The organism is Phenylobacterium sp. (assembly GCF_036502675.1).
Lineage (GTDB): Bacteria > Pseudomonadota > Alphaproteobacteria > Caulobacterales > Caulobacteraceae > Phenylobacterium.
The window spans coordinates 1-14,297 of the sequence record NZ_DASXYF010000095.1 but is presented as its reverse complement, the minus strand read 5'-3'; the positions used below and the strand labels follow the sequence as shown (position 1 = coordinate 14,297).

Genomic DNA, 14,297 nt, shown 5'->3' with positions numbered 1-14,297 from the left:
TGTTGCCGCACCGCGTCAGCCGGCTGTCCCGTCGTCGATCTCAAGGTCCAGCAGCTGCGCGCCCAGGGTCTTCCCGTGCGCATCCAGCGTCACCGAACGGGTGACTCCACCGCCAAGCGCGCGTTCCAGCACGAAATTGAGCGCGCCCAGCCGGGGCAGTTCGTAGCGCTGGACCGACCCGACCGACAGGGACGAGAGATGCCGCCGCACCCGCTCGACCGTGAGCGCCCGCACCAAAGTCGGGTAGTCGGCCGCGTCGTAGGCGATCACCGACACTTGCGAAGTGTCTCCCTTGTCGCCGGTGCGGACGTGGGCGAGCGCGCGGAGCGGCCGCACCTCAGGCCTCCCCGAAGGTGATCGAGGGCCGCGCCAGTTCGCGGGGCAGCAGCGCCGACGCCACGGCCGTCACCTCGCGGACGCTGCGCGTGACGCCGCCCCCGCCGAACGGCCCGTTGGTGTAGAGGGTCTCGACTTCCGCGCCGATCCGCTTGGCGGCCCGGAGGGATCTGGTGCGGCCGGCGACCCGCGCACGCACCTCGCGTGCGCCCGCTTCCGCGGCCGGATCAGCCCCCCTGCGGTCCACGGCGTCGATCCCGATGAGCGACAGGCTGAGCTCCTGGGTTTCGACCCCGGTCAGGGCCAGCCGTTCGCGCACGATCTCGAGCGCAAGCCGCCCGCGGGCGGCCGCGCCGGGCCCGGCATAGGAGATCTGCCCCTCGCCGATGAATCCGTCGCCATAGCCGATCGAGACCTTGAGCATGGCCGGCCGCCGCCGTCCCCCGCCTCCGGACACCGCGACACGATCCGGGCCGATTTCCTCGAAATGGACGTCAGTGAAGTCGGCGGTCACATCCGGCTGCAGATATGCGGCGGGATCGAGGATCTCGTACAGCAGCTGCTCCTTGCAGGTGGCCACGCTGAGCTTGCCGCCCGATCCCGCGACCTTGCCGAGCACCGCCGATCCGTCGGCCGAGACCTCCGCGAACGGAAAGCCGAGCCGGGCCAGTCCGGAGACGTCCTTGATCCCCGGATCGGCGAAGTACCCGCCGGTCAACTGCCCGGCGCATTCGAGCAGGTGGCCGATCACCGTTGCGCGCCCGAGCAGAGCCCAATCGTCGGCCCTCCATTGGAAGGCGTGGATCAGGGGGCCGAGGAACAGGGCCGGATCCCCGACCCGGCCGGTGATGACGATCGCCGCGCCCCCCGCGAGGGCCTGCGCGATCGGCTCAGCCCCGAGATAGGCGTTGGCCGAGACGATGCTGTCGCCGAGGTCGCTGACGCGCCCGGGCCGGTCGATGAGCGGGGGATCGGCCGCCAGAACGCTCTCCAGGACATCGTCTCCAAGCACCGCGGCGATCCGCAGACCGGGCAGCCCCGCCTCCCGGGCGATGCGGGCGACCAACTGCGCCGCCGCGCGCGGGTTCGCGGCCCCCATGTTGGTGACGATCCGAACCCCGTTGCGGGCTGCCGCGGGCAGCACGGCGCGCATCCTGTCGTAGAGGTGAGGGTCGTAGCCCGCGTCAGGATCGTTGCGGCGGGCGGCCTGCGACATGGCGATCGTGCGCTCGGCCAGGCATTCGAAGACGAGGTAGTCGAGCCGCGCCTTTTCGACGAGCTCCACCGCCGGCTCGATGCGGTCACCCGAATAGCCGGCGCCGGCGCCGATCCTGATGACGGGCGGTTTCATGGATGCATAGGCCCGTGGGGCGTGCGCCGGCCCCGCGCATCCGGGCCGATCGGCGCAGAGGGAGTCTCAGCTGAGGCGTGCGACAGGCGATGCCTTGGCAGGCGACAGGATCGCGGTGCGGCGTCGGGGGCGAGCATAAACTTCCCTCGCCCTCGATCGCGGACGCAGCCCGATCATGGCCGAGGCACACCTATGCAACAATTAGAGATATTCAATAAACTTATCACCTGGATGGATGAGTTGTTCTGCGCCGCTTTCTGAGTTCCGCGAGCAGGTGCTGGATGAGCGCGCCGGCGGCGGGTGAAGGGGTGCGCTTCTCCACGCGGGCGACGCCGATGGCGCGTGCGGCGAGCGGATCGTCCAGCGGCCTCCAGACCAGGCGTCCGGACTGCAGCAGGGGCAGGGACGAATGCGGCAGCGCGCTGATCCCGTGGCCCGCGTCGACGAGCCCGCCGACGGTGCCGATGTGCGCGCACTCGAAAAGCGGGCGCGCGGTGGCGCCGGCCCGGGCGAGAGCCGCGTCGGTCAAGGCGCGAACGCTGCTCTTCGGGGCCATCGCGATGAAGGGCCTGTCGGTGAAGACGGACCAGCTGGCCGTGTCGAGTTTGGACAGGGGGTCGTCGGGACGACAGATGAGGACGCAGGGATCCGAGTAAATGTGATCGAAGGCGAACTCGTGCGCCTCGTCCGGCGGGATGGTTATGGCGAAGTCGATCTGCCGTTCCCGCATCTGCTGATAGAGGGCGCCGGACAAATCGTCCCGAAGCAGGATTTCTACCCGGGGATGAGTATCGCGAAAGTCGGCTAGAGCCCGCGGGAGGCCGAAGGCCGCGACAGAGGGCAGGGCGCCGACCACCACTCGCCCGCGTTGTCCGGCGAAGCTCTGCTCCAGCTCGGAAAACGCGTCGTCGAAGTCGACCGTCAGGCGGGTCACGACCGGCAGCAGGGCCTCCCCCGCGGCGGTCAGGGCGACATTGCGCGTGTCGCGGTCGAAAAGGCGCTGCCCGAGCTGCTCCTCAAGCAGGCGAATGGTCCGGCTGAGGGCGGGCTGCGAAACGTTCACCAGCCTTGCGGTCTCGCTGAAGCTTCGGCTTTGGGCCACCTCCATGAAGAGGCGCAGACTGGTCAGGCTCGGACTTCGGCGCATCGTCGGCGGTGCTCCTTCAGGCAGGGCGATAAGGTGCGTTCATCTCGTCCAGGGAGAGCCGGCCGTTCCGGACCCCCGCGACCGCCGTTTCGCACGGGCGAGCGTCCGACGCGACGTCCGCTCCCTGCCACTTATGCTTAAATTCAATCAGTTCTCCGAAAAATTCCATTCAATTTGCACGCCCTGGCTGCAGACCGCCGGCCATGGCCGCGGTGCGCCGTCGCCGCATCCCGCAGGCCGGCCGGGTCATTATCTCGCCGAGCGGCGCCGCGGCCGCCGTTCTTCCCCGGACCGGCTCTATCCTGCCCGCCATCTCTGCGGGAGCGCCTCAATAGTAGAGCTTGGTGGATTACATCATGGAGCGGGGGCAAAACGCGATGGAGATTTGCGTGGGCCCCGCGAAATTAGTCCGAATGATTTGCCCCGTAGAGGCTGGAAATGATGACTTTCTGCAAGACCAAACCTAGACTCTGAGCACTCGGTCTGATCTAGCCATCGTCGTTGCGGCGGCGGCGTGCTCGAGAAACCCTGCGTGCAGGCCTCGGGCGGCAGCCGACTACGACAGATCGTGCTCTGATGGCGCGGTCTTTGATCTCGGAGATATCGACATGGCTACCGGCACTGTGAAGTGGTTCAACGCGACCAAGGGTTTTGGCTTCATCGAGCCTCAGGGCGGCGGCGGGGATGTGTTCGTGCACATCAGCGCCGTGGAGCGCGCGGGTATGAGCGGTCTCAACGAAGGCCAAAAGGTCTCTTACGAGCTTGAGCGCGACCCCAAGAACGGCAAGTCCTCGGCGGGCCAGCTTCAAGCCCTCTAGGCTTCGGCCCCTTCACTGCATCATCGAGGCGTGGGAGCTTGGCTTTGCGACCAAGCTCCCATGTTGCGTTATCCGGCAGCCGTAGCCGACCACAACGCGTTCAGCCTCCAGCCGTGGCGCGAATGGATTGCGCAGGCAGGAGCCTCGATATGCCCTCCGACCCCGCAATACGTCCCGAGTCGGGCTTCTCGGCCCAGGACGACGCGGATCTGCGCGAAGCGGTCGCCCTGCTCGAACAGGACACCTTCAGCGAAACCATCATGAACACCGCCGGCAAGTTCGTCGGCGGCGGTCTGAATCTCGTCACCCGGTTCGTGCCCGCGGCCTACCGCGCGAACGGCTCGGCGATGGTGGCCGACCTCCTCGCCAAGGCGTTCGACAAGGTCGTCCTGACCATCGATCACGACGGCAAGGGCCTCACGGGGCGCCGCTGGATCGACGCGCCGCTGTCGTCGTCCTGGATCGACGGGGCGTCGGCCATTCTCGCCGGGGCCCTCGGCGGCGCCGGCGGCTTGGCGACCACCGCCATCGAGCTGCCGGTGACCACCGCCTTTCTCATGCGTGCGATCGCCCAGATCGCCGTGCGCGAAGGCGAGGACCTCCGGAGCGACGACGCCAAGCTGGAATGCCTCAAGGTGTTCGCGCTCGGCGGCGCGCCGTCCGGGGAGGCGGCCGACACCGGCTACTACGCCCTTCGGCTGGCGGTCGCCGAAGCGGCGCCGAAGCTGGCCCACAAGACGATCCAGGATCTGCTGCCCAGGCTGCTGGCCAAGGTCGCCGAGCGCTTCAGCGTGCCCGTCACCACCAAGATCGGCTCCCAGGCCGCGCCGGGCGTCGGCGGCGCGGCCGGCGCCCTGATCAACCTCGCCTTCGTCGATCACTTCCAGCGCAAGGCCCTCGGCCACTTCCGGATACGCCGCCTGGAACGCAGGTACGGGCCGGACGCGGTCCGGGGGCGCTATGAGCAGCTCCGCTCCGAATGGCTGGCGGCCAGGAGCGCCCGCGGGCCGGCTTCCGCCTAGCTGCGCTTGGGCTACGCGCTCAAACCGCGATCGCGTGCTGCGGATCAGCCGCCGGCGGCGGCTCCTCCAGCAGCGCGCGAGCTATCCGTGAGCACCCGAGGATCGGGATCGGCTGGCCAAAACGAGCACGCCAGAGCCGGTCGAGCTCGTCATCTTCGTCATCAAGCGCCTGGGTCATGGGCTGCTCAATTCGCGCGGGGCGGCGATGGTTGCTGGTTAACGGGGCGCGGAATGCGAAATTTCTGGGGACGCCCCTCGCGTGAGCAACCGGGTGCTCGCCGCCTGTTCCTATTGTTGCTGCGAAAGCTTCCAATACTCGTCGAGGATCGCGTGCGTCGCATTGGCGGCGGGTGCGTGATCGCGGTAAAATCGGCCTTGCTGCAGGACGGCTGTCAGGGCCGCCTTGGCGCGGCTGACGCGACTTTTCACCGTCCCGACCGCGCAATTGCAAATCGTGGCGGCCTGCTCGTAGGTTAGCCCGCCGGCGGTGACCAGGATAAGCGCCTCCCTGGACGGTGCGGACAACGCTCCCAGCGCCTGCCGAACCTCGTTCAGCTCCAATGTGGCGAGCGGATTGTCATTGGCGACCAGCGTTCGTTCGGCGGCTTCGAGGTCCAGCGACGACCAGCGCCACGCGCGTCGCTGTTCACCCGCGTACTGGTTGCGGACAATCGTGAAAATCCAGGCTCGCATATTGGAGCCGGGTTCGAACGTCTTCTGGTTGGCCCAGGCCCTCAGGACGCTTTCCTGGGCCAGGTCCTCGGCATGCGTGCGATTGCCGGTGAACGTATGGGCGAACGCGCGAATTTGCGGAATCATCGCCACCAAGTCCTGCTGGAACCTTGCCTGGTCGTTCTGGTTAAGCTCAACCTGCTCAATCATTTATGAGACTCGTCCCGAGCTGGGTCTATCGATCGGGATTGCTGCAAAGCCGAAGCCAAGATCAACCCGGTCGCGCTTCGCTGAATGCGGGCTTGGCCCATGCCGTCGGACTCTGTACGGGTTGAGCTGAACGCGAGCTGACAACCGCGAAGTCGGCGACCGGATCGGCGCAGATCGGCGAGGTCGCGCCTCCGCAGGCGGTTCACTTCCAGCGGCGCTCGGCGGCATGGGAGGCGGCCCAGGCGCGTGGCGGCGGCGCCTACGGCCACCGCGGCCCATGGCGGATTGTACAGGCTGGGCGCACGCCCTTAGCCGCCGGGGGAGTCCGTCGGAATGATCAGAGCATCCTCCTCTTCCGAGGCGGAGCCGGTGTCGATATGTGGATCGCCGGTCGTCGCCGTGGGATCGACGCCGACGCGTTGAGCAGGCTGAAAGGCTCGGGCAGGCTCGTCTTCTGGGGCAGGGTCCGGTTGCAACAACTGATCTCCCTTTACTTGGAGCGAAAACGCCCGGCAGCTCGATCCAAGGCTTCACGGTAATCGCCGTGCTTCCGGATCAGGTCTTCCGCCTGGATGTCCTGCCGTTCAGCCAAGGAATCCGGTGTTGGCCGTTTCGTTCCGGCCGGCCCGGCGGGCCGCTCAGCGTACTCACTGCCGGCGCGCCGCGTCCCGCTTGAGCGGCGATCTGTTTCGCCCGCTGACGCCATTCGCGGGCCATCGCCAGCAAGCGCTCACGGTCTGGTCCGAACGACACGAGCGCAGCCACCTCGTCGGCCGCCCCGGCTCTGCGCATGCGATCTTCCGGCGTTTCCATGCCTGGTCAACGAACGGCAAGTCCTGCGTGTTGCGGCGGGGTTGAAAAAGAAAATGCACGCAATTCCGGTAGCGTGGTTGCTGATCGTGCATCCATTCGCCGAGCCGCACGTAGAGCGCGGACTGAGCGCCCGCCCTCCCTGCGGCGTGCAGTGACTCTCTGGGCTCCCGGCCGTGTACGCATGCCGCCGGGGCTTTGGGGTCAGCGGCGTGGTGGCGGCAAGGGGCGTCCGCTGCGAGGTTCCAGCCGGCAGAAGCTCAACCTGGCCACGGCCGAGCAGGCGTTGCCGACCCGCGGCGGCATCGATGCGGCGCGGCGCCTCGACCCAATCCAGCCGCTCCTGTTTGCATCCTGCAAGGGTCCGCGGGGAGGGGAGGGGGTGCGTCCTCCGGATGGAACCGGGCGTCGCAATAACCATTACCACGAACACGGCCGACGGTCGGTCGCCGCCGTCACCATATTGAAAAGGCAAGAAAAATGTTTGGGATCATAGCCGCCGTTCTGGTAATTATGTGGTTGCTTGGGTTTCTGGCGTTCCACATTACGTCGGCAGTGATCCATGTCTTGCTGCTGGTGGCCGTGGTCATGATCGTCCTGCATTTCGTCAGGGGACGGCGGACGGTTTAGCCGGCGCGACGGTTCCAGGCCCTGATCGGCCGGTCTGCGCCGGCCCGCCGCGCCGCGCGGCGGTTTCCGACTCCGCCTTGCGCCGCCAACAGCGCCAGGAGTCGAGGGCGCTGAACGGGTCGCCCACATGGTAGGCGGCGATGAGCGCCGCCACGCCCCTCACCGGCGGGAGCAGGATGGGCCGCAATCGGGCGTAGCCGGCGTTGCGCAGCGCCTCGATCCCCGCTGCCACGCCGCCCGCCTTGCGGATCGCGGCCTGCATGATCGCCTCGTTGCAGCCAAGCCAGTGGGCCAGCAGCCGGGTGCGCAAGCCGGCGATCTCCCGACGCGCGCCGGTCCCCGCGCGGCCCGCGGCCTCGAAGCTCATGTCGCATTCCGTGTCGAAGCCCATCGAGCGGTTGTTGATGTTGGCCGAGCCTATCCGCAGCAGCCGGTCGTCGATGATGGTCAGCTTGGCGTGGACGATGATGATCCGGCCCAGGGTGGTCACCGGGCTGTAGGCCTGGAAGCGGCCATGCTTGTCGGCGCGCTTCAGCGTCTCGATGAACTTCACCCGCGTGCGGTCCATGGTCGCCTGGTCGAAGTAGCTGGGCGAATGTTCCGTGCCGACGAGGACCACCTCGGGCCCGTCAGGCTCCGCCAGCCGCCGCGCCAGGGCGGCGGCGATGAGCGGCGAGGTGAAGTACTGGTTCTCCATGTAGATGCAGCGCGTCGCCGCGGCGATCCCCTCCAGATGGAGGCGCTCGACCTCGCGCACCTCGGGATAGCGGCGCCACGCCGGAAGGGTGCGCGACAACCCGACCTCGACGCCCTCGAACTGCGCCGTCACGCCGGCCGGCCAGGCGGGTCTGGCCGCGGGGGGTTCCGGCAGGATCTCCCCTGTCGCGCGCATCCAGCGCTCGCGGAACAGCGCGCCGAGCGCCTTGGCGGGCGCACCCTCGACGAGGCCCATCGCCTCGTGGCGGCTGTCGAAATCGTTCTCGCTGTTTCCGTGGACGTGCCTGGCCTTTTCCCGGCGCGGGTCGTTGTCCAGGTGCTGCGGTGTGTCCCACCGGTCCGGGCCGATATCCCCGCCGCCGCAGAAGCCGATGGCGTCGTCGATGACGATGATCTTCTGGTGATGGCAGGCGCCGACCGGCAGCTTGCCGTCAAGGACGAACTTGACGTCGGTTCCAGCGAACACCTTGCGGTCGGCGAGCGTGAACCAGTGCTGGGTCGCGGCCACCGGCAGGGCCGACTTCCAGCACAGCACACGCACGTCGAGCCTGGGGTTGTCCTTGGCCAAGGCCTTGAGGAAATTGCCGATGCGGTCGTCTTCAGGACCTGTGCAACCCTCCTGCGGGTGAAACAGGGTCTGCGGTTCGAAGGCCCAATTCAGCAGGTGCACAGTGTGGCGGGCCTTGCGCATGGCCTTCATCGCCGCGTCGAAATAGTCCGCCATGTCGATCAGCAGGGCGGCGCGACCGGAGGTCTCGCGCCGCCAGCAGGTGGTTCCGGGTTCCAGCAGCACGCGCGCCCCTCCAGCCAGGCTTGTCTAAGCGCCGACGGCCAGGGTTGTTCCGAGGTCGCCGGCAGGCGGTCCGTCCGGTCAGGCGTGAAGGCGCGGGCGTCAGGCGCCAGGGGAGTCCGATGCGCCGCCGGGGTCGTCCAGCCCGCCGGGCTGAGCGCCTCCGCGTCCCCCGTCGGGCGTCTCCTCAGGCGCCAGAGCACTTGCATCGACGGCCCGATCCAGCACAGCCGCGGCAGCGGGTCCCGAAGGCGGAAACTGGAGAGCGCCGTCGCCGTCGGCGGTCTCACCAAGGGCTGCGGGCAGGGGAACCTCGGCTTGAGCCAACTCCGAGGGTAGCGGCGACGGGGCGCGCCGGCTCGTTCCGGCGCGACCGTGGGGACGCGCAGCCGCATCCCGCGGCTCAACCTGCCACACCGGGGAAATCGGAACGGCCTCAGGAACCTGCGCAGCAAATTGGGCGGACCCTGACGCCGTTACATTGCGGCTGGGCTCAGGCCATATCCCGGCCGGCTGCAGCCGCTCGACAAGCCCGAAACCGAACCCCGCCGCGCTGACCAAGCCCAGCAGCGTGAGTCCAAACAGTTTGCGCCGGCGCGCGCCCTGGACGGGAGGAATGGCGGTGTGCATCAGGGGTCAACAACCGGCGGGTGACCGGCGTTCCCGCGTCGGACGCGGCGCCGGCTTTCCCAGCGGGGCCGTACCCGGCCGGCGGCGCGCCGATTGGGAGATGGTAACGCTCCGGCCATCCCGGCCGAAGGTGCGCAGGCGCAGATTGCCCCGAGGCTGGTCGGGGGTAACTGGTCGGGGTAAATCGGAGTTCCTGTGAAATCCTTGTCGATCCTCACCGCCGTTCGGCTTGACCCAGGCCCGGGCGATCGCGCTCCAGGCCGGTCCCGGCCAGGTCACCGACCGCGAACTGGAGAAGGAGTCCTGCGGCGGTCTGCGCTGGTCCTTCGACATCAAGTCCGGGGCTAAAACCTACGAGGTCGGCGTCGATGCTCAGACCGGCAAGGTCCTGGAGAACAAGGCCGAGGGTGCGCATCCCGACCAGGGGCGTCCCTCGTGGAGCTGGCGCACAGCCGCGCAACCGCTCCGGTCGGTACGCGCTGGCCGCCGTTTGTCCAGCTGCCCGGCGAGCGCCGCTCGCACCGCCAGATAAGATTCCCTGCTCTGAAGGAGACTGCCCATGATGCGCCCCGACATGCAGGACGTCATTATCAAGGCGCCGGCCGTCACGCTGGGCTTCTGGGTCATCAAGGTGCTCGCCACGACGCTGGGCGAAACCGGCGGCGACACCCTCAGCATGAGTTTGAAGCTCGGCTACCTGATCAGCACAGCGATATTCCTGACCATCCTGATCGCCCTGGTGGCGGCGCAGATCGCGGCCAAACGCTTCCGACCGCTGCTCTATTGGGCCACGATCATCGCCTCCACCACCGCCGGCACCACCATCGCCGACTTCGCGGACCGATCATTGGGAATAGGATACGCCGGAGGCGCCCTGATCCTTCTGACGTGCGTCCTGGCCTCGCTTGCAGCCTGGCGCTGGACCCTCGGCGCAGTCGCGGCCGACACGGTGAGCACGCCCGGTGCGGAGGCCTTCTACTGGACCACGATCACCTTCTCCCAGACGTTGGGGACGGCGTTGGGCGATTGGGCCGCGGACACCCGGGGGCTCGGCTACATGGGCGCGGCGATCCTGTTCGGCGCGCTGCTGCTGGCCGTCGCGGGACTCTACTTCTGGACGCGGCCGAACCGCGTCACCCTCTTCTGGGCGGCCTTCATCCTGACCCGCCCCCTTGGGGCCGCCGTGGGCGACTTTCTCGACAAGCCGCTCGATCATGGCGGCTTGGCCCTGAGCCGGCCTATCGCTTCCGCCGTGCTCGCCGTCGTTATCGGCGCCTCGATCCTCATCCTGCCGCAACGGGCTGGACGGCATCCTACGGCCGCGCCCGCCGCATAGATGCCCGGCGGGGCGTCAGGCCGCAACCCGGGGGCCCTGCAGACGCCGGCGCCTGGTCAAGCTCGCCGAGCGCCGGCTCAGCTTCCGTGCGACGCGAGGGATTGCACCGCCGGCTATCCACGCCGGGCCGCGGCCACCGAACAGACCGATCCGACGGCGCCCCCCGATGCGCCGGAACAACCAACCCCGTCTTCGCCTGCACCATCTTCGTCCGGCGCCGGGAAGCAATGAAGCAAATGGCGAACCGCGATACGCGGGGTGGGGGCTAAATCCCCGCGAGACGCCAAACGACAGCGCAAGTTTCTACAGGGCGGAGGCGCCTGAGGGATTGATGTCGGGTGTCGTGTCGGAAATATCAAAGAGAATAAATCCAATAGGTACTTGCGACCTCCAATAAGCCGCGCCTATCCTGGCGGATCACGTCCAGGGAGGATGCCTGATGGAGCGGAGACGCCTGGGTCGCTTGTCGTGGCGGACCTTCGAGCCGTTCGGCGCCGAGATCGAACACGACTTCCGTGAGCCGCTCACGGCTGAAGAACGGGCGGCGTTCCGGAATCTGCTGTTCGAGCGCCGCCTGCTGGTCATGCGCGGACAGACGCTCAGCGTGGCCCAGCAGCAGGATGTGGCGGCCTACATCGGGCCCGTGCTGCGGGACGGACGCGGCCTCGAATACATCTCCCACGACGACGGCATCCTGAACGAGACGAGGCTCGCCTACCATTCCGACCTTGCGTTCGCGCCTGAGCCGTTCACCGCCCTGTCGCTCCACGCCGTGGACGTGGTCGAGGGGCGCACCTCGACGCTCTTCGTCGACGGCGTCCGCGCCTGCGCCACCCTGCCGGAGCGGCTGAAGGCCAGGATCGAGGGCCGGGACGCCGTCTTCATCCGGCCGGCCCGCCCCGACACCCGCCAGATCGACTGCGTGGCGCCGAGCCCGCTGCTCCAGCGCGCGAGAGAGGTGGTTTGGACCCATCCGGTCACCGGGGAAGCGGTGCTCTACGTGAACGAGTCGCATGTGGCCGCCATCGAGGGCCTCCCGGCCGCCGAAAGCCGTGCGCTCCTCGAGGCGCTGTTCGACCACATCTACGATGCGTCCAACACGGTGGAGCACACTTGGCGCAACGGCGACCTGCTGCTTTGGGACAACCTCGCCCTGCAGCACGGCCGGCCGGACGTGACCGGCATCCGTCCCCGCCGCCTGCAGCGCGCCTCCGTCGCGGAGCGCAGCATGGTGGAGCAGATCCCCGAATTCTTCGCGACACGCAGCGTGCCGGAACCCTGAAGCCCCCCGCGGCAGCGAGCCGGAAAAAGGTGACCCGAAAACCTCGCGCGCCTCGGCGCCGAGTGGAGATCTTCACGGCCGCCCGACGCCAAGCCTGACCTGAAGCGCAGACTTCGACGGCTCCGCGGGATCGACGTCATGTACAGGGTTGAAGCCGGGGTGCACGAACTCAGCATTTGCGACGAAGGTGAGGGCGTTCCACCAGGCTTCGATGCAGGCGCCAGTCGAGCGCCCGACGCTCAACGGATGGCGTGGGCGTGTTCGCCGGCGGCGAACCCGCAGCCCCGGTTCGGCCGGCACGGACCTTGCCCTTCCCGTCTGCGAAGGGGCCATGCTGTGCCAAATTATCGTTTCTACCTTTTGGGCGTCGGAGAGCAGATTCTCGCTGCTGCGGACCGTGAACTGCAGGACGACGAGACGGCGTTGAGACACGCGCGAGGCCTGTTGGGGGGCTGCGATGCCGTGGAGGTGCTGCGCGGCGCCCTCCGGCTCGGCGAAGTCAGGAGAGGACCGGGCGATCTGCCGCAGGCAGCGGCTGGGAGAACCCGCCCGAGATGGTGGTTTTCGGCCTCCATCCCCCCGAAATGGCTCGCCCACAGGCGCGGGGGAGCTGGCTGATCAAGGTCGGGAGGCGCGCGCCCTCACGAGACCGCAAGGCGCCCGCTCATCGCTGCGGGGCCCCCGCAGAGGCGCCCATGGCCCGGGCTTGCTCAGCCGCCTGAGGCGGGCGCAAGCTGGTTGTCCCAGGTGGCTTGGCCGTCGTAATGGGTGTGGACGTCGACGAACCCGGGCGTCACGATCAGCCCGCGCGCATCGATTTCCCGTCGCGCGCACCCCTCGACCTGGCCGACCGCTGAGATGCGACCGGCTGTAATCGCGACGTCACCCTCGAATGGCGGCGCGCCCGTCCCGTCCACGATGGTTCCATTCCTGATGATGATGTCGTGCACCGTCACCGCTCCCGTCGTGAATAATCAGGCCTTAAAGTAGATCGAGGCCTTCGGGGTCTTCAGAACCCGCCGCAACATCGGCTCGAAGGCCTCGAGCGGCATACTGTCGTAATGGGGATCGAAGGCGCACTGGTCGTAGGTCTCGCAGAAGTGCGCGGTATGCTCGAAATGCGGGTGGCCGCGGAACCGCTCGCGGATGTCGCGGTCCAGCCCCAGGTGGTGGAAGAAGTAGTAGCCCTGGAACACCCCGTGGTGCTCGAGCATCCAGTGGTTGGCCTCCGAGACGTAGGGCTTGAGGATCGCGGCTCCGATCTCGGCGTGGTTCACCGGTCCCAGGAAGTCGCCGATGTCATGCACCAGGGCGCACACCAGATATTCCTCGTCGCGGCCGTCGCGGTGCGCCCGTGTGGCGGTCTGCAGGGAATGCTCCAGCCGGTCCACCGCAAAGCCGCCATGGTCGGCGGCCAGCGCCGTCAGCTCGGCGATCAGGCGGTCGGGCAGATGCCCGCGCGCATACTCGCTTGCCCGCCAGATCGTCGCCCAGTCCTGCGCCGTGCCGTCCGCCATGGCGGTGAAGCTGGCCCGGTCCTTCATCTCCCCATCGGCCATCGCCGTCTCCATTGTCTTTGAAGGTGGCCGGACCCTATCACGCATGCTGAAGTCCAACGATCGCGATTGAGCTCGCGTTCTGGTGCGCGACGCGGATCGCCGGCGCCGGCCTCATGGGCGCAAGCTGCAGCCGCGTTTCGTCCGATCACCAGTTGGGCAGGTGTCGGTGTGCACATGTGGATGTCGCATGTCATCAACAAGGTCCGCGACCTGTCGACCACACACGTGCTCGTCTCGTGCTTTGGCCCCTGGACCGGCGTAAGCGATATGTCGACGGAGATCGCATCGCGGCCGGCATTATCGCGCGCATGGAAAAGGCCGGACGCGACGCGTGCCGCGTCGGGGCTTGAGGCGGCCTGGAAGAGCCGCTAGAGAACGCAGCTGTAAAACGTGCTGTAAAACGTTCTACATACGTTCAATAACATCTGCAAAAATATGAAATTTTTCAATGCGTACGCGGGCGTAGTTCAGAGGTAGAACGCAAGCTTCCCAAGCTTGATGTCGCGAGTTCGATTCTCGCCGCCCGCTCCAACCTGACGTGGCGCCTCTTGCGTCGAGGGGGCCGCGCCGCCATCTGACACGACTGCTCGCGGGACGGGCAATGGCGCTTTTCCGCGCGACGGATACGTCTTTGGGATGCGTTTACCATAGACGCTGATAAATCAGGGCGCTGAGCATCCGGCGCGCAGGGGCGGGCGTAGAGTTTCAAGTTTCCAGGAGACCGATCAGCGTGGATCGCAATCTGAAGGTGATCATCCTGAGTGCGGGCCAGGGCCGGCGGCTGTCGCCGCTGACCGACGAGCGGCCGAAGTGCCTGGTCAACCTCGCCGGCCGCAGCGTGCTGCACTGGCAGCTGAAGCACCTGCGCAACGCCGGCGTGAGCGAGGCGGTGGTGGTCACCGGCTTCGGCGCGGAGCTGGTCGACCGCGAGATCTCCAACCTGTCGCTGGGCGGCATGCACGTGCGCACGCTGTTCAACCCGTTCTA

Annotated in this window: 15 protein-coding genes and 1 tRNA gene; 8 read left to right on the top strand and 8 right to left on the bottom strand. The window is 67.6% G+C overall.

The window, feature by feature from the left end; genetic code table 11:
* Positions 1-15 precede the first annotated feature (15 nt).
* The 3 genes from VGL30_RS12135 to VGL30_RS12125 form a co-directional block, all read right to left on the bottom strand.
* On the bottom strand, positions 16-336 hold the full coding sequence (locus tag VGL30_RS12135) for an AtuA-related protein (protein ID WP_331540255.1): 321 nt from the start codon (positions 334-336) through the stop codon (positions 16-18).
* Between the two features lies 1 nt (position 337).
* Positions 338-1,687 (bottom strand): acyclic terpene utilization AtuA family protein, encoded by a 1,350-nt coding sequence (locus VGL30_RS12130; RefSeq protein ID WP_331540254.1) that lies wholly within the window; start codon positions 1,685-1,687, stop codon positions 338-340.
* Positions 1,688-1,910: 223 nt separating this feature from the next.
* Complete coding sequence (locus tag VGL30_RS12125; RefSeq protein ID WP_331540253.1) at positions 1,911-2,834, bottom strand: LysR family transcriptional regulator; 924 nt, start codon at positions 2,832-2,834, stop codon at positions 1,911-1,913.
* 608 nt (positions 2,835-3,442) lie between these two features.
* Between VGL30_RS12125 and VGL30_RS12120 the strand changes: the two genes are divergently transcribed.
* Both VGL30_RS12120 and VGL30_RS12115 read left to right on the top strand, forming a co-directional pair.
* Complete coding sequence (locus VGL30_RS12120) at positions 3,443-3,652, top strand: cold-shock protein (RefSeq protein WP_331540252.1); 210 nt, start codon at positions 3,443-3,445, stop codon at positions 3,650-3,652.
* 149 nt (positions 3,653-3,801) lie between these two features.
* Positions 3,802-4,674: an EcsC family protein gene (locus VGL30_RS12115; protein WP_331540251.1), complete on the top strand. Its 873-nt coding sequence runs from the start codon at positions 3,802-3,804 to the stop codon at positions 4,672-4,674.
* A gap of 19 nt (positions 4,675-4,693) precedes the next feature.
* Here VGL30_RS12115 and VGL30_RS12110 read toward each other — a convergent pair whose 3' ends face one another.
* Together VGL30_RS12110 and VGL30_RS12105 are read right to left on the bottom strand one after the other, a co-directional pair.
* The gene (locus VGL30_RS12110; protein ID WP_331540250.1) at positions 4,694-4,852 is read right to left on the bottom strand and encodes a DNA methylase; all 159 of its coding nucleotides are present in this window, start codon (positions 4,850-4,852) and stop codon (positions 4,694-4,696) included.
* Between the two features lie 110 nt (positions 4,853-4,962).
* A complete protein-coding gene (locus tag VGL30_RS12105) occupies positions 4,963-5,556 on the bottom strand; it encodes a sigma-70 family RNA polymerase sigma factor (protein ID WP_331540249.1) in 594 nt (197 codons plus the stop codon).
* A 1,290-nt stretch (positions 5,557-6,846) separates the two neighbouring features.
* Here VGL30_RS12105 and VGL30_RS18840 point away from each other — a divergent pair.
* The gene (locus tag VGL30_RS18840; protein ID WP_414694988.1) at positions 6,847-6,996 is read left to right on the top strand and encodes a lmo0937 family membrane protein; all 150 of its coding nucleotides are present in this window, start codon (positions 6,847-6,849) and stop codon (positions 6,994-6,996) included.
* Here the strand turns inward: VGL30_RS18840 and VGL30_RS12100 are convergent.
* Positions 6,974-8,506: a phospholipase D-like domain-containing protein gene (locus VGL30_RS12100; protein ID WP_331540248.1), complete on the bottom strand. Its 1,533-nt coding sequence runs from the start codon at positions 8,504-8,506 to the stop codon at positions 6,974-6,976. The genes VGL30_RS18840 and VGL30_RS12100 overlap by 23 nt on opposite strands.
* Positions 8,507-9,362: 856 nt before the next feature.
* On the opposite strand from VGL30_RS12100, the gene VGL30_RS12095 reads away from it, so the two are divergent.
* The 3 genes from VGL30_RS12095 to VGL30_RS12085 all read left to right on the top strand — a co-directional run bounded on the left by VGL30_RS12095 (position 9,363) and on the right by VGL30_RS12085 (position 11,751).
* Positions 9,363-9,665: a PepSY domain-containing protein gene (locus tag VGL30_RS12095; RefSeq protein ID WP_331540247.1), complete on the top strand. Its 303-nt coding sequence runs from the start codon at positions 9,363-9,365 to the stop codon at positions 9,663-9,665.
* Positions 9,666-9,692: 27 nt separating this feature from the next.
* The gene (locus VGL30_RS12090) at positions 9,693-10,469 is read left to right on the top strand and encodes a hypothetical protein (RefSeq protein WP_331540246.1); all 777 of its coding nucleotides are present in this window, start codon (positions 9,693-9,695) and stop codon (positions 10,467-10,469) included.
* 439 nt (positions 10,470-10,908) lie between these two features.
* On the top strand, positions 10,909-11,751 hold the full coding sequence (locus VGL30_RS12085; RefSeq protein WP_331540245.1) for a TauD/TfdA family dioxygenase: 843 nt from the start codon (positions 10,909-10,911) through the stop codon (positions 11,749-11,751).
* A 710-nt stretch (positions 11,752-12,461) separates the two neighbouring features.
* On the opposite strand, the gene VGL30_RS12080 is transcribed toward VGL30_RS12085, so the two are convergent.
* Together VGL30_RS12080 and VGL30_RS12075 are read right to left on the bottom strand one after the other, a co-directional pair.
* Positions 12,462-12,701 (bottom strand): amidohydrolase family protein, encoded by a 240-nt coding sequence (locus VGL30_RS12080; RefSeq protein WP_331540244.1) that lies wholly within the window; start codon positions 12,699-12,701, stop codon positions 12,462-12,464.
* A gap of 24 nt (positions 12,702-12,725) precedes the next feature.
* Positions 12,726-13,310: an HD domain-containing protein gene (locus VGL30_RS12075; protein WP_331540243.1), complete on the bottom strand. Its 585-nt coding sequence runs from the start codon at positions 13,308-13,310 to the stop codon at positions 12,726-12,728.
* Between the two features lie 456 nt (positions 13,311-13,766).
* Between VGL30_RS12075 and VGL30_RS12070 the strand changes: the two genes are divergently transcribed.
* Together VGL30_RS12070 and VGL30_RS12065 are read left to right on the top strand one after the other, a co-directional pair.
* Positions 13,767-13,841, top strand: a tRNA-Gly gene (locus VGL30_RS12070).
* Between the two features lie 199 nt (positions 13,842-14,040).
* On the top strand, positions 14,041-14,297 hold a 257-nt coding region (locus tag VGL30_RS12065), incomplete at its 3' end, for a sugar phosphate nucleotidyltransferase (protein ID WP_331540242.1).